The sequence below is a fragment of the Qaidamihabitans albus genome, assembly GCF_016464705.1.
In the GTDB taxonomy this organism is placed as follows: Bacteria; Actinomycetota; Actinomycetes; order Mycobacteriales; family Pseudonocardiaceae; genus Qaidamihabitans; species Qaidamihabitans albus.
In genome coordinates this window covers 197,553-219,222 of the sequence record NZ_JAEHOB010000006.1, presented here as the reverse complement: position 1 = coordinate 219,222, position 21,670 = coordinate 197,553, and the positions used below count along the sequence as shown (strand labels likewise).

The window sequence follows — 21,670 nt, the reverse complement described above, 5'->3', positions numbered from 1 at the left end:
ATGACGACGACGCACAACGCAGGCCCCGTCGCCGTGGTCGGCAACGGACCGGTCGGACAGACGGCGGCGCTGCTGCTGGCACGCTGGGGCGTTCCGGTGGTGCTGCTCGACAAGCGCCCGGAACGCGATCCGATCGGGTCGAAGGCGATCTGCCAGCAGCGGGACGTGCTCGACGTATGGGAGGCGGTCGGCGCGGGCAGGCGGGTCGCGGCAGAGGGCGTCACCTGGACCACCGCCCGCACCTTCTACCGTGACCACGAGCTGTTCGCCTACACGCTGCCCGACCACGGGCGATCCTGCTTCCCGCCGTTCGTCAACGTCTCCCAGGCCCGCACCGAGGAGATCCTCGACGAGCGCATCGCGGCCGAGCCGCTGATCGACGTCCGGTGGAACCGGTGCGTCACCGCCATCACCGAGGTCTCCGGCGGGGTGGAGCTGCGCTGCGGCGACGAGACCGTGCGTGCGGCCTACGCGGTGGCGTGCGCGGGCGCGCGGGCCGACGACATCCGCGGCCTGCTCGGGGTGAGCTTCGAAGGGCACTCCTTCGACGACCGCTTCCTCATCTGCGACATCCGCACCGATCTGCCCGGCTGGAGCACCGAGCGGCGGTTCTACTTCGATCCGGCGTGGAACCCGGGCAGGCAGGTCCTCATCCATCCGTGCCCCGGCTCGACCTTCCGCATCGACTGGCAGGTTCCCGGCGACTACGACCTCGCGACCGAGGAAGCCGACGGGACCCTGGACCGGCGCATCCGCGCGATCATCGGCGAGCGGGACTACGAGGTCGTGTGGAAGTCGGTGTACCGCTTCCATTCCCGGGTCGCCGACCGCCTGCGCGCGGGCCGGGTGCTGCTGGCCGGGGACTGCGCGCACCTGGCCGCGCCGTTCGGCGCCCGCGGCCTCAACTCCGGGGTCGCCGACGCCGAGAACGCGGCGTGGAAGCTGGCGTTCGTGCTGCACGGCTGGGCGCCGGAGACACTGCTGGACAGCTACCACGACGAGCGGCATGCCGCCGCCGTCGAGAACCTCGACGTCACGAGCGCCACGATGCGCTTCCTCGTGCCGCGCACCGAGGAAGACCGCGCGCGGCGGCTGGCGGTGCTCGACCGCGCGGTCAGCGACGACGCGGCACGCTCCGATGTGGACTCCGGCAGGTTGTCCGAGCCGTTCTGGTACGTGGACTCCCCGCTGACCACACCGGATCCGCGGCGCCCATTCGCGGGCAGGCCGCCGCGTGGCACGGTGCCGCCCGCGGCGCCCGGCACCCTGGTGCCGGACGCGCCCGTCCGCGTGGCCGGCCGTGAGGAGCGGTTCCGGGAACTGGCGCGCGACGGCTTCCTGCTGCTCACCACACCGGGTGCGGACCGGGATGCGGCGGTCGAGGTGGCGAGCAGCGTCCGCGCTCCCGTGCGCGTGCTCGACCTCGCCGGGCTCGACCACTCCGGAACGCTCACCGAGGCACTCGGTGCCCGGGCCGGCGAGGTGTGGGTGGTCCGCCCCGACGCGCACGTCGCCGCGGTACCGCGCGAGCCCGCCGCCGTCGCACCCGCCCTGCGTACCGCGCTGGGCACCCAGGCAACCCGCGCAGGAAAGGAGGACCACGATGGCGTACTACCGACAGGTCGGTGACGTGCCGCCGAAGCGGCACACCCAGCACCGTACCCCTGAAGGTGGCCTGTACTACGAGGAGCTGATGGGGGAGGAGGGCTTCTCCTCCGACTCCTCGCTGCTCTACCACCGCAACATCCCTTCGGCGATCGTCGACGCGGCGACGTGGGAGCTGCCGGACCTGAGTACCGAGGCGAACCACCCGCTGCGCCCGCGGCACCTGAAGCTGCACGAGCTGTTCGGCGGCGAGGAGTGGAAACGGCACGACGTCGTGACCGGGCGGCGGCTGGTGCTCGGCAACGCCGACGTGCGCATCTCCTACGTCGTCGCGGGGGAGACCTCGCCGCTGTACCGCAACGCCGTCGGCGACGAGTGCGTGTACGTCGAGTCGGGGCAGGCACTGGTGGAGACGGTGTTCGGCGCGCTGCCCGCGCGGGCGGGCGACTACGTGCTGCTGCCGAGGGCTACCACGCACCGGTGGGTCGCGCAGGGCGCCGAACCGCTGCGGGCCTACTGCGTCGAGGCCAACTCGCACATCACGCCGCCCCGGCGGTACCTGTCGAAGTTCGGGCAGTTCCTGGAGCACTCCCCGTACTGCGAGCGGGACCTGCACGGGCCGGGCGAGCCGCTGCTCGCCGACGGCGAGGACGTGGACGTACTGGTCAAGCACCGCGGCACCGGCGGGATCGTCGGCACCCGCTACACCTACCCGCAGCACCCGTTCGACGTCATCGGCTGGGACGGCTGCCTCTACCCGTACACGTTCAACGTCGCGGACTTCGAGCCGATCACCGGCCGCGTGCACCAGCCGCCGCCCGCGCACCAGGTGTTCGAGGGGCACAACTTCGTGATCTGCAACTTCGTCCCCCGCAAGGTGGACTACCATCCACTGTCGATCCCCGTGCCCTACTACCACTCCAATGTGGACTCAGATGAGGTGATGTTCTACTGCGGCGGAGACTACGGCGCGCGCAAGGGCTCGGGCATCGGCCAGGGCTCCATCTCGCTGCATCCCGGCGGCCATTCGCACGGCCCGCAGCCCGGCGCGTACGAGCGCAGCATCGGGGTGGAGTTCTTCGACGAGCTCGCCGTCATGGTCGACACGTTCCAGCCGTTGCAGCTCGGCGAGGGTGCCAGGGCGGCCGAGGACCCCGGCTACGCGTGGACATGGGCGGGCCGGGGACCGCAGTGATGACTCCGTTCGACGGGCTGCTCGACGACGCGGCGCTCTTTCCGCCCGGCGAGGCCCCTCTGGCCGAGGCGGTGCCCGCACACCACGGCCACCACACGGCCTCCTACGCCGCACTGGTGGGACCGTTCGTGTTCCCGGCGCCACGGCTGGACGAGCTGCCTGCCGTGCTGGACGACCGGCCGATCGAGCTGAGCGTGACGATCCCCGCCGGACCCGCCGAACTGGCCGGCACGCTCCGGACTGTGTCCGGAATCGACGGGGTCCGGCTGGTCGCGGTGGAGGTCGCCCTGCCACCCGGGCAGTCGGCGGCGCGGCTCGTCGCCGCCCTCGCCGAGCAGCTGCCCGCCGGTGTCACCGGCTACGTCGAGGTTCCCCGCGACGAACGGCGTGAGTCCACACTGGACGAGCTGGCCGGTACCGGCCAGCGGGCGAAGTTCCGTACCGGTGGCGTCAGCGCGCAGGCGCACCCCGACGAGCGCGAGCTGGCCGGGGCGATCGTCGCCGCCGTGACGCGGGAGATCCCGTTCAAGTGCACGGCGGGACTGCATCACGCGGTGCGGCATACCGACAATGCCACCGGATTCGAGCAGCACGGGTTCGGCAACGTGCTGCTCGCCACCGACGCCGCCCGGCGCGGTGCCGGGACCGCGGAGGTCGCCACACTGCTCGCCGAGCGTTCGGGACCGGCCGTCGCGGACGGTCTCCGCGAGCTGACGGACGGCGCCCGGTCGTCGTTCGTGTCGTTCGGCACGTGCAGCGTGCTGGACCCGGTGCGCGACCTGTCGGCACTCGGACTGCTCGACCAGCCCTGAGCACGAACACGGAGGAACCTTGGCACTCGAATCCTGGCTCGCACTTCCGGCCGGCACGCCGTTCGGCGTGGCCAACCTGCCCTACGGGGTGTTCTCGCCTCCGGCCGGGCAGCCCCGGGCCGGTGTCCGGGTCGGTGACCAGGTGCTCGACCTGGCCGCCGCGCTGGACGATCCGGTCTTCGCCCGACCCTCGCTGAACGAGTTCCTGGCGACCGGCAGGCAGCGCTGGGCGAGCACCCGGGCCCGGCTCACCGAACTGCTCACCGACGAACGGCACCGGGCCGTCGTCGAACCGGCACTGCATCCGCTGGCCGGTGTCACGCTGCACCTGCCGTTCGAGGTCGCGGACTACGTCGACTTCTACGCCAGCGAACAGCACGCGACGAACGTGGGGCGGATCTTCCGGCCGGACTCGGAGCCGCTCACGCCGAACTGGAAGCACCTGCCGATCGGCTACCACGGCCGCTCCGGGACCGTGGTCGTCTCCGGCACACCGGTCACCCGGCCCCGGGGTCAGCGCAAGCCGCCGGACGAGGCCGCGCCGGTCTTCGGCCCCTCACGCAGGCTGGACATCGAGGCCGAGGTGGGCTTCGTCGTCGGCGCCGGCTCCGCGCCGGGCCGGCCGGTCGAGGTCAAGGACTTCGCCGAGCACGTGTTCGGCGTCTGCCTGGTCAACGACTGGTCGTCGCGGGACCTGCAGGCGTGGGAGTACGTGCCCCTCGGCCCGTTCCTGGGCAAGTCCTTCGCCACCTCCGTCTCGCCGTGGCTCGTGCCGCTCGACGCGCTGGAGCATGCCAGGGTGGCACCGCCGCCGCGCGACCCCGAGCCGCTGCCCTACCTCGCCGACGCCGGGGACTGGGCGCTGGACCTCGCGCTGGAGATCCGGCTGAACGGCGAGGTGGTGTCCAGGCCGCCGTTCTCGTCGATGTACTGGACGCCCGCGCAGATGCTGGCGCACCTGACCGTCAACGGCGCGTCCACGCGCACGGGCGACCTGTACGCGTCCGGCACGGTGTCCGGCCCGGGGCCGGATCAGTACGGCTCGCTGCTGGAACTGTCGTGGGGCGGCAGGCAGCCGCTGACGCTGGCGGACGGCAGCACGCGCGGCTTCCTGGAGGACGGCGACGAGGTGACCATCACCGCGACCGCGCCCGGCCGCGGCGGCGAGCGCATCGGCTTCGGCGAGGTCACCGGCCGCATCCTGCCGGCCCCCTGAGCCGTCTGCGCCGCTCAGCGGGGGAGGCGGCGCCAGAGCGGCCGGGGGAGCAGCCGCAGCACCGCGAAGAGCGGGCGCAGTACCGGCGGCACCCACACGACGTGGCGACCCCGGCGCAGCGCCGTCACGGCCGCGTCGGCGACCTGGGCGGGCGTGCTGGAGAACGGCGCGGGCTTCATGCCCTCGGTCATCCGGCCGACGACGAAACCGGGCCGTACCAGCAGCAGCCGTACCCCGCTGCCGGCGAGCGCGTCGGAAAGCCCGCTCGCGAACCCGTCGAGCCCGGCCTTGGCCGAGCCGTACACGTAGTTCGCGCGGCGCACCCGCACCCCGGCCACCGACGAGAACACGACCAGCCTGCCGTGTCCCTGCTCGCGGAGCAGCTTGGCCAGGTGCGTCAGGACGCCGACGTGGGCGGTGTAGTCGGTGTGCACGATCGCCAGCGCGTGGGCCGCGTCCCGCTCCGCCCGCGCCTGGTCGCCGAGCACGCCGAACGCAGTGATCACCACGTCCACCGGACCGTGCTCGCGGAGGATGCCGGCCAGCACCTCGTGCTGCCGCTCGACGTCGTCCGCGTCGAACTCGACCCGCGCGACCGTGCCGGCGCCCGCCTCCCGCAGCGCGGCCTCCTCGGCGTCGAGGTCTCCGCTGCGCCGGGCCGCCAGCACGAAGCTACCGGCGCCCTGCCGGGCCAGCCGGGTCGCCACCGCCAGCCCGATCTCGCTGCGCCCGCCGAGCACCACCACCGATCCGTTCACGGGCGTCGAGTCTGCCGCAGCCCGTGAGTCAGATCGACGCGGGGATCTCGCAGCTCACCTCGGCCCGGCCGGACGCGCCCGGCTCGGTCACCGACTGCTCGGCGACGGTCACGCCGTCGACCTCGATCCGGCAGGTCAGCGGTTCGGGGGACGGCAGGGTGCTCATGGCGTGCACGGCGATGTCCGGGTACCCGTCCGGGCGATGCGGCTCGGTGAACTCGAAGTCGAACGGCTCGCCCCGCAGGGCCACCTGCGTCCGTGTCTGGCCCCGGACCACCTGCATCAGCGCGTCGGCCGGTCCGGAGACCGTGATGTGGATCCGGTGCGGCCCGGCCGGATCGGCGGCCGGGAGCGGTACCGGGCCGAACGCCTGGCTCGCCGTGCCCGCGGCGAGCAGCACGAGCGTCACCAGTGCGAGGAGAGCCGCGCGGCGCAACGGACGCTCCCTTCCGCGTGGGGGCCAGGGGCCACGGATTGTCGCACCCGGACTACCGAACGCGTGTCACCGTCCGGCGACGCGAGCACACACGGTGCCGTTACCATCGCGGTCATGGCCGACCGTCTGTACTTCCGGCAGCTGCTGTCCGGGCGCGACTTCGCGGTGGGCGACCCGGTTGCCACGCAGATGCGCAACTTCGCCTACCTGCTCGGTGACCCGGAGACCCGCGAGGCGATCGTGGTGGACCCTGCCTACGCGGTCGGCGACCTGCTCGACGCGCTTGCGGCCGACGACATGCGGCTGGCCGGCGTGCTGGTGACCCACCACCATCCCGACCACGTCGGCGGCGACCTGATGGGCCACCCGCTGCCCGGGCTCGCCGAGCTGCTCGCCCGCGAACAGGTGCCGGTGCACGTCAACCGGGAGGAGGCGGACTGGGTCCGCCGCACCACCGGCGTCTCGGCGAGCGACCTCGTGGCGCACGAGCACGACGACCTCTTCGAGGTGGGTGACGTCGGCGTGCGACTGCTGCACACGCCTGGACACACGCCCGGCAGCCAGTGCTTCCTGGTGGACGGGCGGCTGGTGGCCGGTGACACGCTGTTCCTCGAAGGGTGTGGCCGCACCGACTTCCCCGGCGGCGACGCGGACGCGATGTACCGGAGCCTGCAGTGGCTGGCGGGGCTCTCCGGTGACCCGGTGGTGTATCCGGGCCACATGTACTCGGCCGAGCCGTCGGCGGCGCTGTCGGAGGTGCGCGGCAGCAACTTCGTGTTCCGCCCGCGCTCGCTCGACGAGTGGCGGATGATGTTCGGCGGCTGAGCGCCGGTTATTTCGCCGGCCCGGTGAGGTCTGTCCATGCAGTGGCGCGATTCGACCGAATGGAGAGACCGAGATGACTAACGCCGATGTCGTCAGGGCGTGCTTCGCCAGCTACCTCGCCCAGGACCGGGCTGCCGCCGAGTCGCTCATCGCCGAGGACTTCGTCTTCACCAGCCCGCAGGACGACCACATCGATCGGGCGGCGTTCTTCGAGCGCTGCTTTCCCACCGCCGGGCGGCTGGTGACGCAGGAGCTGCTGCACGTGACACCGACCGACGGCGACGACGTCTTCGTGCTCTACGAGTACCAGCTGCGCACCGGCGAGCGGCACCGCAACACCGAGGTCCTCACCGTGCGCGACGGCCGGATCGTCGAGACCCAGGTCTTCTTCGGCGGCCGGGTTCCGGACGCACAGTCGTGAGTGCGTAACAGTGTTCTAACTCGCGTAGCCACTCACGACCTCAGGCCATGCCGAGTCTGCGCTCGATCGCGATCTCGATGACCACGCGCTGCGGGTTGACCCGGGGCCGCCGCTGGTAGCGCACCGCGTACCGGTCCTCGGCCTGGCGCACGGAGTCCGGATCGTCCCGGACCAGCGCCCGGCCCTCCAGCGTGGACCAGCGGCGGCGGTCGACCTGGCTGAGCGCCACCGGGGCGCCCCCGGCGCCGGCGGCGCGCACGTTTCGCGCCTTCACGCTGTCCCGTGAGCAGATCACCCTGGCGATTCCGAACTCCTCGTCGACGGTCACGCCGACCGGCACCACATGCGGGCGGCCGTCAGGGCGCAGGGTGGTGAGCGTGCTCAGGTGCCACTCGCGCCAGAACTCTCGGACCTCGTCGCTCGCGGGTGTGGGAGGCATCGGCATGTGGGCGAGCCTAACGTGACCACCTCTTGTTGAGAGCGCTCCCAGTTCTGGTGATCGATTAACGGTGGACAGCTGCCCGACCGCCAGGTAACGCCTAGGAAACGGACGGTTGACACCCGAACGGGTGAGGTGCAGGCTCACCTTGTGACTGGGAGCGCTCCCAGTTTCGTGGCCACTCCCACCCACAAGCCCAACGAGGGGTTACCGTGCGACACCAGCGGAGACACGTATTCGCCTTGACCTCGGTCGTCACCACCGCAGCGTTGCTGCTGACCGCCTGCGGCGGTTCCGGCGACGCCGGTGACGGCGGTGAAGGCGACGGCGCAGGCGGCCAGGGCGAGCAGATCGAGCTCTCGATCGGCACCTTCGGCGAGTTCGGGTACGAGGAGCTCTACGCCGAGTACGAGGCGGCACATCCCAACATCAAGATCGTTCCCCACCAGACCGGCCAGGGCGGGCCCTACCACCAGGCGCTGTTCACCAAGCTGGGCGCCGGTTCCGGGCTCGACGACGTGATGGCGGTGGAGGAAGGTCACCTTTCCGACGTCCTCGCCAAGTCGAGCCGGTTCAACGACCTTTCGGAGATCGGTCCCGAGAGCGTCTCGCCCGACCGCTGGCTCGACTGGAAGTACGAGGCGGGCAGGGACAAGGACGGCAAGCTCGTCGGCTACGGCACCGACATCGGGCCGCTCGCCATGTGCTACCGGAAGGATCTCTTCGAGGCGGCCGGACTGCCATCCGACCCGGAGGGCGTCAAACCGCTGTTCGAGACCTGGGACAGCTACTTCGAGGCCGGTGACCGGTTCGTCCAGGCCTCCGACGGTGTCGCCTGGTACGACTCCGGCGCGCAGATCTTCAACGCGATGCACAACCAGCTCGAGACCGGGTTCTTCGACCGCGAGGACAACCTGGTCGTGGAGACCAACACGAAGATCAAGGAGAACTGGGACAAGGTCACCGCGGCGGGTGAGCGAGGGCAGTCCGCGGGGCTGGTGGCCTTCAGCAACGAGTGGAACAGCGGCTTCAAGAGCTCGGCGTTCGCGACCAAGACCTGCCCGGCGTGGATGCTCGGCGTGATCGAGGAGCAGGCCGGCACTGAGCATGCCGGCAAGTGGGCGGTGACCGACGCGTTCCCCGGCGGCGGTGGCAACTGGGGCGGCTCGTACCTCACCGTGCCCACCCAGAGCGAGCACCCCGAGGAGGCGGCCGAGTTCGCCGCCTGGCTCACCGAACCGGAGCAGCAGATCAAGGCGTTCAAGGCGAAGGGCGTCTTCCCGAGCCAGGTCGAGGCGCTGGAGTCACCGGACCTGCTGTCCGCCACCAACGAGTACTTCGACGGGATCAACGACGGTGCGCTGTTCGCCGAGCAGGCACGCAAGGTGAGCCACGCCCAGTACAAGGGTCCGGGCGACGGCAAGATCCAGGAGAACGCGTCCAGCCCGGCGCTGCAGGCGGTCGAGCAGGGCAAGTCTCCAGAAGAAGGCTGGCGGCAGTTCGTCGACGCCGCCAAGCAGATCGCGCGGTAAGCACGCGTGAGCACGGACCTCGACGCCGGCCGCGCAGAGCGGACGACGAGCGAGTCGCCGGCTCCCACCGGCGAGGCCGGGGCGCCCAGCAGGTGGCGCCGCCGGCTGAGCCGGTGGGATGTGCGGTTCTCGCCGTACCTCTACGTGGCACCGTTCTTCGTCATCTTCGGAATCGCCGGCCTCTTCCCACTGCTCTACACCGTCTGGGTGTCGCTGTTCGACTGGGATCTGATCGACGACAACCCGTCGTTCATCGGCCTGGAGAACTACGTCGAGCTCATGGGCGACGCGCAGTTCTGGAAGACGCTGGTCAACACCGTCAGCATCTTCGTGCTCTCCAGCGGGCCGCAGATCGTGATGGCTGTGCTGCTGGCCGCGCTGCTCAACACCAGGCTTCGCCTGCCGACCGGCTGGCGGGTGGGCGTGCTGATGCCGTACGTGGCGAGCCTGGTCGCGATCGGGATCATCTTCGCCAACCTGTTCGGCCCGAACTTCGGGCTGGTCAACGGCTTGCTGGAGGTGGTCGGCCTGGACCGGGTCGACTGGCAGGCCGACCGTTTCTCCAGCCACGTGGCGATCGCGATCATGGTGAACTGGCGCTGGACCGGCTACAACGCGCTGATCGTCCTCGCGGCGATGCAGGCCATCCCCCAGGAGGTCAACGAGGCCGCCGTGGTGGACGGCGCCGGCGCGCTGCGGCGGTTCTTCCACGTCACGCTGCCGATGCTGCGGCCGACGCTGATCTTCGTCGTCATCACCTCGACGATCGGTGGCCTGCAGATCTTCACCGAGCCGAAGCTGTTCGACGCCATGCCGGGATCGAACAACGGCGGAGCGACCAACCAGTTCCAGACGATCACGCTCTACATGTACCAGTCGGCGTTCGAACGCGAGGACCTCGGCTACGCCTCCGCGATCGCCTGGGTGCTGTTCCTCGTGATCATCGTGGTCGCACTGATCAACTTCCTGCTCACCAGGCGGATCGCCACCACCGGGGAGGCCAAGCGATGACCACCACGTTCCCGCTGCCGTTCCGGCGGGTCACGCGGGACACCGGCGGCCGGCTCGGCCGGGCGAACTTCTCGGTCTACGGCCTGCTCGTGGCCTGGGTGCTCGGCTCGATCTTTCCCTTCTACTGGTCGTTCCTCGTGGCCAGCCGGGACAGTTCGATGCTCACCGAGGCGATCCCCCCGCTGGTTCCCGGCGGCAACTTCTTCGCCAACGCCCAGCGTGTCTTCGACACCGTGGAGTTCTGGAAGGCGCTCGGCAACAGCATCATCGTGTCCGGCTCCGTGACCGTCTCGACGGTGCTGTTCTCCACCCTGGCCGGTTTCGCGTTCGCCAAGCTGCGCTTCCGTGGCCGCAACGTGCTCTTCGTCCTCGTCGTCGCCACGCTGGCGGTACCGACGCAGCTCGGCATCATCCCGCTCTACATGGCGATGGCGGAGTTCGGCTGGGCGAACCAACTGCAGGCGGTCATCGTGCCGAACCTGGTCACCGCGATCGGCGTGTTCTGGATGCGGCAGTACACCGTGCAGGCGGTGCCGTACGAGCTGATCGAGGCGGCCAGGGCCGACGGCTGCTCGATGCTCCGGGTGGTGTGGCACGTGTGCCTGCCCGCCGTGCGCCCGGCCGCGGCGTTCCTCGGCATGTTCACGTTCATGACGTCGTGGAACGACTTCCTGTGGCCGCTGGTCGCGCTCAACGCCGACAACCCGACCGTCCAGGTGGCGCTGGAGAAGCTCCAGAGCGGCTACTACGTGGACTACTCGCTCGTCCTCGCCGGCACCACGCTGGCGACCATTCCGATCCTCGTCGTGTTCGTCGTTCTCGGCCGCCACATCGTGGCCGGGATCATGCAAGGTGCTGTGAAGGGATAGAACGTGTCCATTGTGCGTGCAGAGGCCGCTCCGGCCGTTGCCGAACCTGCCTTTCCAGACAACTTCCTCTGGGGTGTCTCGACCGCGGCGTTCCAGATCGAGGGAGCGACCACAATGGATGGACGAGCCCCGTCCATCTGGGACGCGTTCTGCGAGCGGCCAGGGAAGGTGGCCGGCGGCGACACCGGGGAACCGGGCGCGGATCACTACCGCCGGATGCCTGCCGACGTCGAGCTGATGGGTGAGCTCGGCGTGGGTGCCTACCGGTTCTCGATCGCCTGGCCGCGAGTGCGGCCGGACGGCGCCGACGTGAACCCGGCCGGGCTCGACTTCTACGAGCGGCTGGTGGACACGCTGCTGAACGCGGGCATCACGCCGTGGCCGACCCTGTACCACTGGGATCTGCCGCAGGCTCTGGAGGAACACGGCGGCTGGCGGAACCGGGACACGGCGTACCGGTTCGCCGAGTACGCCTCGGCGGTACTGGAGCGGCTCGGTGACCGCGTCGAGAGCTGGACGACGCTGAACGAGCCGTGGTGCTCGGCGTTCCTCGGCTACGGGTCGGGACGGCACGCGCCGGGCCGCACAGAGCCGCGTGCGGCGGTCGCCGCGACCCATCACCTGCTGCTCGCGCACGGCCTGGCCACGGCGGTGATCCGCGAGCAAGCACCCCGCGCCGCGGCGGGCGTCACGCTCAACCTGTTCCCGGTGAACGTCGCGGACCCGGATGACCCGGCCGATGTCGAGATGGGCCGCCGGATCGACGGCCTGCAGAACCGGATCTTCCTCGACCCGCTGCTGCACGGCGGTTACCCGGAGGACGTGCTCGGCGACCTGGCGCCGTTCGGCCTGCCCGAACTGATCGCACCGGGAGACCTCGAGATCATCGGGGCGCCGCTGGACATGCTCGGCATCAACTACTACCGCGACCTGAACGTGTCGGCGAAGCCGGACGAGAGGTCCGGGCGGCCGTCGGAATGGGTCGGCGCGGAGACCGTGAGCTTCCCGAAGCGCGGGCTGCCCCAGACGGACTCGGGCTGGGACATCAACGCCGGGGAGTTGACCGGCCTGCTGCTGCGCCTGCACGAGGAGTACCCGCGGCTGCCGCTCTACATCACCGAGAACGGCGCGGCGTTCCCGGACCGGCTGACGGCCGAGGGCACGATCGAGGACACCGACCGGGTCGCGTTCATCGACGCGCACCTGCGGGCCGCCCATGCGGCGATCGAGCGGGGGGTGGACCTGCGCGGGTACTTCCACTGGTCGCTGCTGGACAACTTCGAGTGGGCGGAGGGCTACGCGAAACGGTTCGGCCTCGTGCACGTGGACTTCAACACCCAGCGCAGGACCCCGAAAGCGAGTGCGTCATGGTATTCGCGGGTGATGAAGGACAACGGCCTGCGGCAGGAGAGCGATGACCGAGCCCGTTGACGCGACGATCGAGGATCGGGGCACGCCGACGCTGGAAGCGGTGGCGCGGGCGGCAGGCGTGTCCCGGTCCACCGTCTCCAGGGTGATCAACGAGCTGCCCGGCGTCAGCGGGCGTGCCCGCGAGGCGGTGAACCGGGCCATCGAGACCCTGCGCTACGTACCCAACGAGGCGGCACGCAGCCTGGTCACGCGGCGCACCAACTCGATCGCGCTGGTGGTCTCCGAGCCCGGCGACCGCGTGTTCGGCGACCCCTTCTTCGCCGGCGTGCTGCGCGGTATCCACGCGGGGCTCAGCGGCAACCGGCAGCTCGTGCTGATGATGCTGGCGGAGGACGACGACGGTGCCCAGCTGGAGAGCTACCTGTGCAGCGGGCACGTCGACGGGGCGCTGGTGGTGAGCATGCACGGCAGCGACCCGCTGCCGCAGCGGCTGGCGGCGGCGGGCCTGCCCGTCGTCGCGGGCGGGCGTCCGCTCGGTGACGCGAACGTGCCCTACGTCGACTCCGACAACTTCACGGGCGGGCTGCTGGCGGCGCGGCACCTGGTCTCGGCGGGACGCGGCCGGATCGCGACGATCGCCGGTCCCGAGGACATGGCCGTCGGCATCGACCGCCTGGTGGGCTGGCGGCGCGGCCTGTCGGAGGCCGGGCTGCCCACCGACGCCATCGTGCACAGCGACTTCTCCGTGGACGGCGGCGCAGCCGCGATGGCCGAGCTGCTGGAACGCTACCCGGACGTGGACGGGGTCTTCGCCGCCGCCGACATCATCGCGGTCGGGGCCATGCGGGAGCTCGCCCAGCGGGGCAGGCGGATCCCGGCTGACGTCGCCGTGGTCGGCTTCGACGACTCGGTGTTCGCGACCTCGGTGACGCCGCGGCTCACCACGGTCCGCCAGCCGGTCGAGGAGTTCGGCCGAACGCTGACCTGGCGGCTGCTCGCGCAGCTGGCGGGGGAGGAACACCTGCCGCCGTCGATCCTGCTGCCCACCGAACTCATCGTCCGCGACTCCGCCTAACGGCCGTCCATGAAGGCGTCGGGATCGGCGACGATCGCGCGCACGGCCGAGGCGGCGGCGCCGCGGACGGCGGCCTCGGTGCCGAGCGTGGAGCACACGACGCCGACCGGCGACCACGACGCGCTCAGCACCCGCGCGCCGAGCTCTGCCCGCAACGGCTCCGCCAGCCACGGGTAGAGGCGCGCGTACGTGCCCCCGAGCACCACGGCCGGCACGTCGAGCAGGTTGACCACGCTGGACAGAGCGATGCCGAGGCGGGCGGCGGCGTGCCGCGCGGCGCCCGTCGCGGCGCCGTCCCCGGTGGCTAGCCGGTCGAGCAGCGCGTCCAGATCGGCAGCGCCTGCCCGCTCGAGGATCGCGTCCTGGCCCGCGAGCCGTTCGAGGCAGCCCCGCGCCCCGCACGGGCAGTGGGGCCCGTCCGAGTCGACCGGGAAGTGCCCGAGCTCGCCACCGAAGCCGCGCACGCCGCTGAAGAGCTCCGCGCCGATGACGATCCCGGCGCCGATGCCGATCTCCCCGGACACGTGCACGAAGTCGTGCAGGTCGTCGTGCCCGCCCGTCCAGAGCTCGGCGAGCGCGGCGAAGTTGGCCTCGTTGCCGACGAGGATCGCGGCGTCCGGCAGGCTCACCCGGCCGCGGAGCTCCGCCGGGATGTCGACGTCGTGCCAGTCCAGGTTGGGTGCGCGGCGCAGCAGCCCGGTCGAGGCCTCGACGAGACCGGGTACCGCGACGCCGATGCCGCCGACCGTGACCTGCGCACCGGCGGCCTCGCGCAGCTCCTCGTCCAGTGCCGCGGCGACATCGGTGCAGACGTCGGCCACGGGGCGGAACCGGTTGTCGACGGGCCGGATCCGCTCGTGCCGCACCGCGCCGGTCAGATCGACCAGGCAGGTGGCGAGGTAGTCGACGCCGATCTCCACGCCGAGCCCGTGCGGCCCGGCGGGGGACAGTGACAGCGACGTGCCACGCCGGCCCGGGCCCGGCCGCTGCTCCGGCCCGGCATCGTGGACGAGGCCGGCCCCGATGAGCCGGTCGACGAGGCTGGACACCGTCGCCTTGGTGAGCCCGGTGCGCGCAGCGACACCGGCGCGCGAGATTCCGGGAGCGGTGGCGATGGCACCCAGCACGAGGGCGCTGTTGTGCCGGCGCACGGTGTGCTGGCCGGCGGGCCGGGGCTGGGTCACCGGACGATCTTAAAGGTTCAGGCGCTGAACGAAACTCTTGACCGGGCTACCGGCGAGTCGATAAGTTCAGGCGTCAAACTATCTCGCCGGAGGACATCGTGGTCGTGCAACCCACCCCTGAGGACAAGTTCAGCTTCGGTCTCTGGACGGTCGGCTGGCAGGCCGTCGACCCGTTCGGTTCGGCGACCCGCCCGCCGCTGGACCCGGTCGAGTCGGTGCACCGGCTCGCGGAGCTCGGCGCGTGGGGCGTCACGTTCCACGACGACGACCTCATCCCGTTCGGCAGCGACGACGCGACCCGCGAGCAGCACATCAAGCGGTTCCGCGGCGCGCTCGAGGAGACCGGGCTCGTGGTCCCGATGGCGACGACCAACCTGTTCGGCCATCCGGTGTTCAAGGAGGGCGCGCTCACCAACAACGACCGGGACATCCGGCGCTTCGCGCTGCGCAAGGTGCTGCGCAACGTCGACCTCGCCGCCGAGCTCGGCGCGTCGACCTACGTGCTGTGGGGCGGCCGGGAAGGATCGGAGACCGACGCCGCGAAGGACGTGCGCGCGGCCCTCGACCGCTACCGGGAGGGCATCGACACGATCGCGCAGTACGTGCTCGACCAGGGCTACGGGCTTCGGCTGGCGCTCGAGCCCAAGCCGAACGAGCCACGCGGCGACATCTTCCTGCCCACCGTCGGGCACGCGCTCGCGTTCATCGCCGGCCTCGAACACCACGAGATGGTCGGCGTGAACCCGGAGGTCGGTCACGAGCAGATGGCCGGGCTGAACGTCGTGCACGGGATCGGGCAGGCGCTGTGGCAGGACAAGCTGTTCCACATCGACCTCAACGGCCAGCGCGGCCCGCGCTACGACCAGGACCTGATCTTCGGCCACGGCGACGTGCTCTCCGCGTTCTTCCTCGTCGACCTGCTGGAGAACGGTGCCGATGCCTCTGGCGCCGGCGGGCGCGGGCGATACCAGGGACCGCGGCACTTCGACTACAAGCCGCTGCGCACCGAGGACTTCGACGGTGTGTGGGCCAGCGCCGCCGCCAACATGCGCAGCTACCTGCTGCTGCGTGAGCGGGCGCGGGCCTTCCGCGCCGATCCGCGGGTGCAGGAGGCGCTGGCGGCCTCGCGGGTACCGGAGCTGGCGGTGCCGACGCTGGCCGAGGGCGAGTCGCCCGCCGACCTCAAGGCCGACCGCAGTGCCTACGAGGACTTCGACGCCGATGCGGTGGCCGAGCGCGGGTACGGCTTCGCGCAGCTCTCCCAGCTCGCCTTCGAGCATCTCGTCGGTTTCACCGGCTGACTCCGCGCGCTCCCCAATGTGGCATCCGTTGCGCTGAACGCACCGAATGCCACATTGGGGCGGTGCGGGTCAGGGGAGTGTGCGGGAGAGGGCGAGTGCGGCGGTGCGCACTGCCGGCGCCACCCGTTCCACCCGCATCCGGTTCGTCCAGCCGGAGATCGAGATCGCGGCGCGTGCGGTGCCGTCCGTGCCGCGCAGCGGGCTCGCCGCGCACACCACGCCGACGCCGGACTCCTCCCGGTCGTAGGCGAGCCCGTCGGCGCGGACCTTCGCGAGCTGGCGGCGCAGCAGGCCGGGGCCGGTGATCGTGCGCCTGCTGATCCGTGGCAGCCCGGCCGCGAGCACGGTGTCCACGACGGGCTCCGGTGACCAGGCGAGGATCGCCTTGCCCACGGCCGTGGCGTGCGCGGGGAAGCGCCCGCCGATGCGGGAGGGCAGCGTCGGCGCGTCGGGCCCGCGCAGCACGTCGAGATACACGACCTCGGTGCCCTCCAGCACGGCGAGGTGCACGGTGTTGCGGGTGGCCTCGCGCAGATCGGCGAGGTAGGGGCGCGCGGCGTCGACGAGCCCGCGTTGCCGGACCGCCAGCTGGCCGATCTCGAAGAGCCGCAGCCCCAGCCGCAGCGCCGTGCCGTCCCGTTCGAGCAGGCCGTGCCGCACCAGGTGGGCGGTGAGGCGGTGCACGCTCGACTTCGGCAGCGCGGTGCGGCGGGCGAGCTCGGACACCCCGAGCGCGTCGTCGCCGGGCTCGAACGCCGTGAGCAGCGCGGTCACCCGGGCCGCCGTCGACGCGGTGTCGTCGGTGCCGTTGGAGTCGTTCCGCTGACCGGGACACATGCGTTGATAATGCCGCATGCGGTGCAGGACCGTCACCGTCATGGGCGAAGCTCGAGCGGTGGCCGCGATCGTCGGTCCCGGCAACATCGGTACGGACCTGCTGGCGAAGCTGGGCCGCAGTGAACGGATCGACGTGCGGTACATGGTGGGCGTCGATCCGGCCTCCGACGGCCTGGCCCGCGCGGCCGGCCTCGGCGTGCAGACCTCCGCGGACGGCGTCGACTGGCTGCTCGGCCGCGACGAACCGCCGGACCTGGTCTTCGAGGCCACCTCGGCGCGGGCGCACGCCGGGAGCGCTCCCCGCTACGCCGAGGCGGGAATCCAGGCGATCGACCTGACCCCTGCGGCGGTCGGCCCGTTCACCTGCCCGGTCGTGAACCTGCCGGAGCACCTGGACGCGCCCAACCTGAACATGATCACCTGTGGTGGTCAGGCGACCATCCCGATCGTGCACGCGGTCTCCCGGGTCACGCCGGTGCCGTACGCGGAGATCGTCGCCTCGGTGTCCTCGCGCTCGGCGGGCCCCGGCACGCGCGCGAACATCGACGAGTTCACCGAGACCACCGCCCTCGGAATCGAGCGCGTCGGCGGCGCGGCCAGGGGCAAGGCGATCATCATCATCAACCCCATGGAACCGCCGATGATCATGCGCGACACCGTGTTCTGCGCGATCGACCCGGACGCCGACCGCGACGCGATCAGCGCCTCGATCCACCGGATGGTCCGCGACGTCCAGGTCTACGTCCCCGGCTACACGCTGAAGGCCGAGCCGCAGTTCGACGACCCGCGACCGGACTGGAACGGGCGCGGGAGGGTGGCGGTGTTCCTCGAGGTCGCAGGCAACGGCGACTACCTGCCCACCTACGCGGGCAACCTCGACATCATGACCGCCGCCGCGGCTCAGGTCGGGGAACTGCTCGCCGAGCGGATCGTGGAGCAGAGGGGAGTGCGGGCATGAACCGCGAGGTCCGGCTGGTCGACACCACCCTGCGCGACGGCAGCCACGCGATGGCGCACCAGTTCACCGAGCAGAACGTGCGGGACACGGTCCGTGCACTGGACGACGCGGGTATCTCGCTGATCGAGGTGACCCACGGCGACGGGCTCGGCGGCTCGACGTTCAACTACGGCTTCTCCCTCGTCGACGAGCGGAAGCTCATCGCCGCCGCGGTGGACGAGGCGCGGCAGGCGAGGATCGCCGTGCTGCTGCTGCCGGGTCTCGGCACGGTCACGGACCTGAAGGCGGCCGCGGACCTCGGCGCGGGCGCCGTGCGCATCGCGACCCACTGCACCGAGGCGGACGTGTCCATGCAGCACTTCGCCGCGGCGCGGGACCTGGGCCTGGAGACGGTGGGCTTCCTGATGCTGTCGCACATGGCGACGCCGGAGGAGCTGGCGAAGCAGGGCCGGATCATGGTCGACGCCGGGTGCGAGTGCGTTTACGTCGTGGACTCCGCGGGTGCGCTGATCCTGGAGGAGGCCGCCGACCGGATCGCCGCGCTGGTCGCCGAGTTCGGCACGGCGGCGGAGGTCGGCTACCACGGCCACCAGAACCTGAGCTTCGGCGTGGCCAACTCCGTGCTCGGCTACCGGGCCGGGGCGCGGCAGATCGACGGCTCGCTGGTGGCGCTCGGCGCGGGCGCGGGCAACTCGCCGACCGAGGTGCTGGCGGCGACGTTCGAACGGCTCGGCGTGGCCACCGGCGTCGACAAGGACGCGCTGATGGATGCCGCCGAGAACGTCGTCAAGCCCTATATCACCCGCCTGCCGGTCATGGACCGTTCGTCGATCGTGCAGGGCTTCGCCGGCGTGTACTCCAGCTTCCTGCTGCACGCCGAGCGCGCTGCGCAGCGCTACGGGGTGCCCGCCCACGAGATCCTGTACCGGGTCGGCGAGCGCCGGTACGTGGGCGGCCAGGAGGACATGATCATCGACATCGCCCTCGGCCTCGCCGTCGAGCGGGACGGCTGATCAGGAGTGCAGCGCGTTGGCGCCGAGCACCAGCCGCACACAGTGCGCCGTGAGGCGGTCCCGGCTCACCCGCAGTGTGCCGCCGAGGTAGGCGGAGAACAGGTTCGCCAGCGCGCCGACCAGGGCGGTCGCGGTCATCTCGCGGTCGCCCTCGTCGACCTTGTCGGCGAGTTGCTCGCGGACGAGTGCGGCGAACATCGGCAGCCGCTGCACACCGAGCCTGCTCAGCGCAGGCTCCGTCGGCGGGGCGAGCAGCAGCACCCGGCCCTTGCGGGGATCGTCGAGGATCAGCTTGACGAACGCGCTCACCGAGGACTCCGCCCGCGACCGGGCATCGGGACCGCTCGACCGGACCGCGTCGACGAGGGCCCGGTGCGCCTCGTCGACGACCTCCTCGTACACGGCGAGGATCAGCTCGTCACGGTCGGCGAAGCTCTCGTAGAAGTAGCGCTCGGTGAGCTTCGCCTGCCGGCACACGGCGCGCACGCTCACGGCGGCGCCACTGCCCGTGCCGAGGAGGTCGAGCGCGGTGTCGAGCAGCAGGCGGCGGCGGGCCGCCTTCCGGTCGGTGAGCGTGGTGCCCGCCCACGTGCGAGCCGCGCCGGCCATACGGTGCCCTCCCTCAATTGACTACGAACGTTGTCAACTCTAACCTGACAACAGGTGTAGTCACTTTGGTCGTCGGCAAGGGAGCGGGCATGACTCAGGTCGAGGAACGCGAAGCCGGGAGCCGGGCCGAGCCGGAGCCGCTCGGCCCGGACTCGCTGACCTGGCGGATCTTCGGGGACTGGCGTGGCCTGCTGATCGCGCTGTGGGCCGGGTCGATGCAGAACATGCACCCCGAGCTGGGTGCGGGCGTCGAGGAGCACTCGCAGTTCTTCCGGGAACGCTGGGAGCGGTTGTTCCGCTCGCTCTACCCCATCGGCGGGGTCATCTACGACGGGCCGCGAGCGCACCGGACGGCGCTGCAGGTGCGCGGCTACCACGACACCATCAAGGGCATCGACAAGCACGGCCGCCGCTACCACGCGCTCAACCCGGACACCTACTACTGGGCGCACGCCACGTTCTTCGTCAGCACGCTGCTCATCGCGGAGCACTTCATGGGTGGGCTCACCGAGGCGCAGCGGCGCCGGCTTTTCGACGAGCACGTGCAGTGGTACCGGATGTACGACATGAGCATGCGGCCGGTGCCCGGCTCGTGGGAGGAGTTCCAGCGGTACTGGCGGCACATGTGCACCGAGGTGCTCGAGGACAACAAGGCGACGCGGGAGGTGCTCGACATCCGCGCCATCGCGAAGCCGGGCGGGCTGCGCCTGCTGCCGGACGCCGCCTGGCGGGTCCTGCGCGTCCCGATCGCGCGGAGCTTCGTCTGGCTCACCGTGGGCATGTACGACCAGCCCGTCCGCGACCTGCTCGGCTACCGCTGGTCGCGGCGCGACGAGCGGCTGCACCGGCTGGCCGGCCGCGCCGTCAACGCCGCGTTCAAGCTGGTGCCGTTCGAGCGCAGGTACCACCCGCGGGCCAGGGCGGGCTGGCGCCGGGCCGCGGGCAAGGACCCGGTGGACGCGCCGCTCGTCGAGACCCCGGCGCGCAACCTGCCGCCCCTGGACGAACGGGACAGTCCCACGCACTATGCACCGAACGTCGAGCACTGAGATCGAGCACTGAGATCGAGCACTGAAGTCGAGCACTGAAGTCGAGCACTGAAGGAGACACCGTGAAACTGGGCTACCACCTCGGTTACTGGTCCGCCGGGCCGCCGGCCGGCGCGCTGGAGGCGGTCACCACCGCCGAGGAGCTCGGTTTCGACTCCGTGTGGACGGCCGAGGGATACGGTTCCGACGCGCTCACCCCGCTCGCGTGGTGGGGTGCGTCGACGTCGCGGATCACCCTCGGTACCGACATCGTGCAGCTGTCGGCGCGCACGCCTACGGCGACCGCGATGGCCGCGATGACGCTCGACCACCTCAGTGGCGGCCGGTTCGTGCTCGGGCTCGGCGCGTCCGGTCCCCAGGTGGTCGAGGGCTGGTACGGCCAGCCCTATCCGAAGCCGCTCGCCAGGACGCGGGAGTACGTCGAGATCGTCCGGCGGGTCGTTGCCCGCGAACAGCCGGTGTCCTTCGACGGTGCCTCCTACCAGCTGCCGCTGCACGGCGGCACCGGGCTCGGCAAGCCGCTCAAGTCCACCGTGCACCCGTTGCGGCCGCACATCCCGATCTACCTCGCGGCGGAGGGGCCGAAGAACGTCGCGCTGGCCGCGGAGATCTGCGACGGTTGGCTACCGCTGTTCTTCTCACCGAAGAGCGACGGCTTCTACCGGGCGGCGCTGGAGGAGGGTTTCGCGCGCAGGCCGGAGCGCCCCACGGGCTTCGAGGTGGCCGCCTCGGTGCCGGTGGTCGTGCACGACGACGTCGAGCAGGCGGCCGACCTCATCCGGCCGGCGCTCGCGCTCTACATCGGCGGGATGGGCGCCAAGTCGGTGAACTTCCACCACGACGTCTTCGCGCGGATGGGCTACGAGGACGTCGCCGACAAGGTTCAGGATCTCTACCTCGCGGGACACAAGGCGGAGGCGACCGCGGCGATTCCCACGCGGCTCATCGAGGACACCTCGCTGATCGGGCCCGCGGCGAAGATCCGCGACGAGCTCGCCGCGTGGGAGGAGTCGGTGGTGACGACCCTGCTCGTGCGCGGCGACGCGGCGGCGCTGCGGAAGGTCGCCGACGTGCTGAGCTGATATCCGGCCCGGTGTCTTTGTTCAGAACGCGCTGTCGATGAGCGTCTACGGGTTCGAACAGCCCTCCCGCTT

General features: G+C 71.1%; 22 protein-coding genes. 16 read left to right on the top strand and 6 right to left on the bottom strand.

Annotated elements, in window-relative coordinates; translation table 11 throughout:
* Genes JAP66_RS14535 through fahA form a run of 4 tightly spaced genes read left to right on the top strand, consistent with a single transcriptional unit; the run spans position 1 to position 4,828 of the window.
* The gene (locus tag JAP66_RS14535) at positions 1-1,629 is read left to right on the top strand and encodes an FAD-dependent monooxygenase (RefSeq protein WP_199432249.1); all 1,629 of its coding nucleotides are present in this window, start codon (positions 1-3) and stop codon (positions 1,627-1,629) included.
* Positions 1,604-2,800 (top strand): homogentisate 1,2-dioxygenase, encoded by a 1,197-nt coding sequence (locus tag JAP66_RS14530; protein WP_199432248.1) that lies wholly within the window; start codon positions 1,604-1,606, stop codon positions 2,798-2,800. Before JAP66_RS14535 ends, JAP66_RS14530 begins: the two co-directional genes overlap by 26 nt.
* Positions 2,800-3,612 carry a hypothetical protein gene (locus JAP66_RS14525; protein WP_235998999.1) on the top strand — a complete coding sequence of 271 codons (813 nt, stop codon included), beginning with the start codon at positions 2,800-2,802 and terminating at the stop codon, positions 3,610-3,612. Before JAP66_RS14530 ends, JAP66_RS14525 begins: the two co-directional genes overlap by 1 nt.
* 19 nt (positions 3,613-3,631) lie before the next feature.
* A complete protein-coding gene (fahA, locus tag JAP66_RS14520; protein WP_199432247.1) occupies positions 3,632-4,828 on the top strand; it encodes a fumarylacetoacetase in 1,197 nt (398 codons plus the stop codon).
* A 14-nt stretch (positions 4,829-4,842) separates the two neighbouring features.
* On the opposite strand, the gene dprE2 is transcribed toward fahA, so the two are convergent.
* Together dprE2 and JAP66_RS14510 are read right to left on the bottom strand one after the other, a co-directional pair.
* The gene (gene dprE2 / locus JAP66_RS14515) at positions 4,843-5,586 is read right to left on the bottom strand and encodes a decaprenylphospho-beta-D-erythro-pentofuranosid-2-ulose 2-reductase (protein ID WP_199432246.1); all 744 of its coding nucleotides are present in this window, start codon (positions 5,584-5,586) and stop codon (positions 4,843-4,845) included.
* Positions 5,587-5,614: 28 nt separating this feature from the next.
* A complete protein-coding gene (locus JAP66_RS14510) occupies positions 5,615-6,022 on the bottom strand; it encodes a hypothetical protein (protein ID WP_199432245.1) in 408 nt (135 codons plus the stop codon).
* A 114-nt stretch (positions 6,023-6,136) separates the two neighbouring features.
* On the opposite strand from JAP66_RS14510, the gene JAP66_RS14505 reads away from it, so the two are divergent.
* Entirely contained in the window at positions 6,137-6,847 is a 711-nt protein-coding gene (locus JAP66_RS14505) for an MBL fold metallo-hydrolase (protein ID WP_199432244.1), read from the top strand.
* Positions 6,848-6,920: 73 nt separating this feature from the next.
* A complete protein-coding gene (locus tag JAP66_RS14500; protein WP_199432243.1) occupies positions 6,921-7,268 on the top strand; it encodes a nuclear transport factor 2 family protein in 348 nt (115 codons plus the stop codon).
* 40 nt (positions 7,269-7,308) lie between these two features.
* Here JAP66_RS14500 and JAP66_RS14495 read toward each other — a convergent pair whose 3' ends face one another.
* Entirely contained in the window at positions 7,309-7,707 is a 399-nt protein-coding gene (locus JAP66_RS14495; RefSeq protein ID WP_199432376.1) for a TIGR03618 family F420-dependent PPOX class oxidoreductase, read from the bottom strand.
* A gap of 242 nt (positions 7,708-7,949) precedes the next feature.
* Here JAP66_RS14495 and JAP66_RS14490 point away from each other — a divergent pair, with 242 nt between their 5' ends.
* The 5 genes from JAP66_RS14490 to JAP66_RS14470 are packed head-to-tail and all read left to right on the top strand — an operon-like array spanning position 7,950 to position 13,565.
* Positions 7,950-9,239 carry an ABC transporter substrate-binding protein gene (locus JAP66_RS14490; RefSeq protein ID WP_199432242.1) on the top strand — a complete coding sequence of 430 codons (1,290 nt, stop codon included), beginning with the start codon at positions 7,950-7,952 and terminating at the stop codon, positions 9,237-9,239.
* Positions 9,240-9,245: 6 nt separating this feature from the next.
* Complete coding sequence (locus JAP66_RS14485; RefSeq protein ID WP_199432241.1) at positions 9,246-10,250, top strand: carbohydrate ABC transporter permease; 1,005 nt, start codon at positions 9,246-9,248, stop codon at positions 10,248-10,250.
* Positions 10,247-11,119, top strand: coding sequence for a carbohydrate ABC transporter permease (locus tag JAP66_RS14480; RefSeq protein ID WP_199432240.1), 873 nt, complete (start codon positions 10,247-10,249; stop codon positions 11,117-11,119). The genes JAP66_RS14485 and JAP66_RS14480 overlap by 4 nt, the downstream gene beginning before the upstream one ends.
* Positions 11,120-11,131: 12 nt before the next feature.
* Complete coding sequence (locus JAP66_RS14475) at positions 11,132-12,550, top strand: GH1 family beta-glucosidase (RefSeq protein WP_199432375.1); 1,419 nt, start codon at positions 11,132-11,134, stop codon at positions 12,548-12,550.
* A complete protein-coding gene (locus JAP66_RS14470; protein WP_199432239.1) occupies positions 12,534-13,565 on the top strand; it encodes a LacI family DNA-binding transcriptional regulator in 1,032 nt (343 codons plus the stop codon). Before JAP66_RS14475 ends, JAP66_RS14470 begins: the two co-directional genes overlap by 17 nt.
* Here the strand turns inward: JAP66_RS14470 and JAP66_RS14465 are convergent.
* Positions 13,562-14,749 (bottom strand): ROK family transcriptional regulator, encoded by a 1,188-nt coding sequence (locus JAP66_RS14465; RefSeq protein WP_199432238.1) that lies wholly within the window; start codon positions 14,747-14,749, stop codon positions 13,562-13,564. The two genes, JAP66_RS14470 and JAP66_RS14465, sit on opposite strands and share 4 nt — an antisense overlap.
* 98 nt (positions 14,750-14,847) lie before the next feature.
* On the opposite strand from JAP66_RS14465, the gene xylA reads away from it, so the two are divergent.
* Positions 14,848-16,050 (top strand): xylose isomerase, encoded by a 1,203-nt coding sequence (gene xylA, locus JAP66_RS14460; RefSeq protein ID WP_199432237.1) that lies wholly within the window; start codon positions 14,848-14,850, stop codon positions 16,048-16,050.
* 69 nt (positions 16,051-16,119) lie between these two features.
* Here the strand turns inward: xylA and JAP66_RS14455 are convergent, their stop codons facing one another.
* Positions 16,120-16,887 (bottom strand): IclR family transcriptional regulator, encoded by a 768-nt coding sequence (locus tag JAP66_RS14455; RefSeq protein WP_199432374.1) that lies wholly within the window; start codon positions 16,885-16,887, stop codon positions 16,120-16,122.
* 40 nt (positions 16,888-16,927) lie between these two features.
* Here JAP66_RS14455 and JAP66_RS14450 point away from each other — a divergent pair, with 40 nt between their 5' ends.
* The gene (locus tag JAP66_RS14450) at positions 16,928-17,845 is read left to right on the top strand and encodes an acetaldehyde dehydrogenase (acetylating) (RefSeq protein WP_199432236.1); all 918 of its coding nucleotides are present in this window, start codon (positions 16,928-16,930) and stop codon (positions 17,843-17,845) included.
* Positions 17,842-18,858: a 4-hydroxy-2-oxovalerate aldolase gene (gene dmpG / locus JAP66_RS14445; RefSeq protein WP_199432235.1), complete on the top strand. Its 1,017-nt coding sequence runs from the start codon at positions 17,842-17,844 to the stop codon at positions 18,856-18,858. Before JAP66_RS14450 ends, dmpG begins: the two co-directional genes overlap by 4 nt.
* Here dmpG and JAP66_RS14440 read toward each other — a convergent pair whose 3' ends face one another.
* Entirely contained in the window at positions 18,859-19,467 is a 609-nt protein-coding gene (locus JAP66_RS14440) for a TetR/AcrR family transcriptional regulator (RefSeq protein ID WP_199432234.1), read from the bottom strand.
* An 89-nt stretch (positions 19,468-19,556) separates the two neighbouring features.
* On the opposite strand from JAP66_RS14440, the gene JAP66_RS14435 reads away from it, so the two are divergent.
* Positions 19,557-20,516, top strand: coding sequence for an oxygenase MpaB family protein (locus tag JAP66_RS14435; protein ID WP_199432233.1), 960 nt, complete (start codon positions 19,557-19,559; stop codon positions 20,514-20,516).
* 62 nt (positions 20,517-20,578) lie between these two features.
* Positions 20,579-21,598, top strand: coding sequence for an LLM class F420-dependent oxidoreductase (locus tag JAP66_RS14430; RefSeq protein WP_199432232.1), 1,020 nt, complete (start codon positions 20,579-20,581; stop codon positions 21,596-21,598).
* The last annotated feature ends 72 nt before the right edge of the window (positions 21,599-21,670 follow it).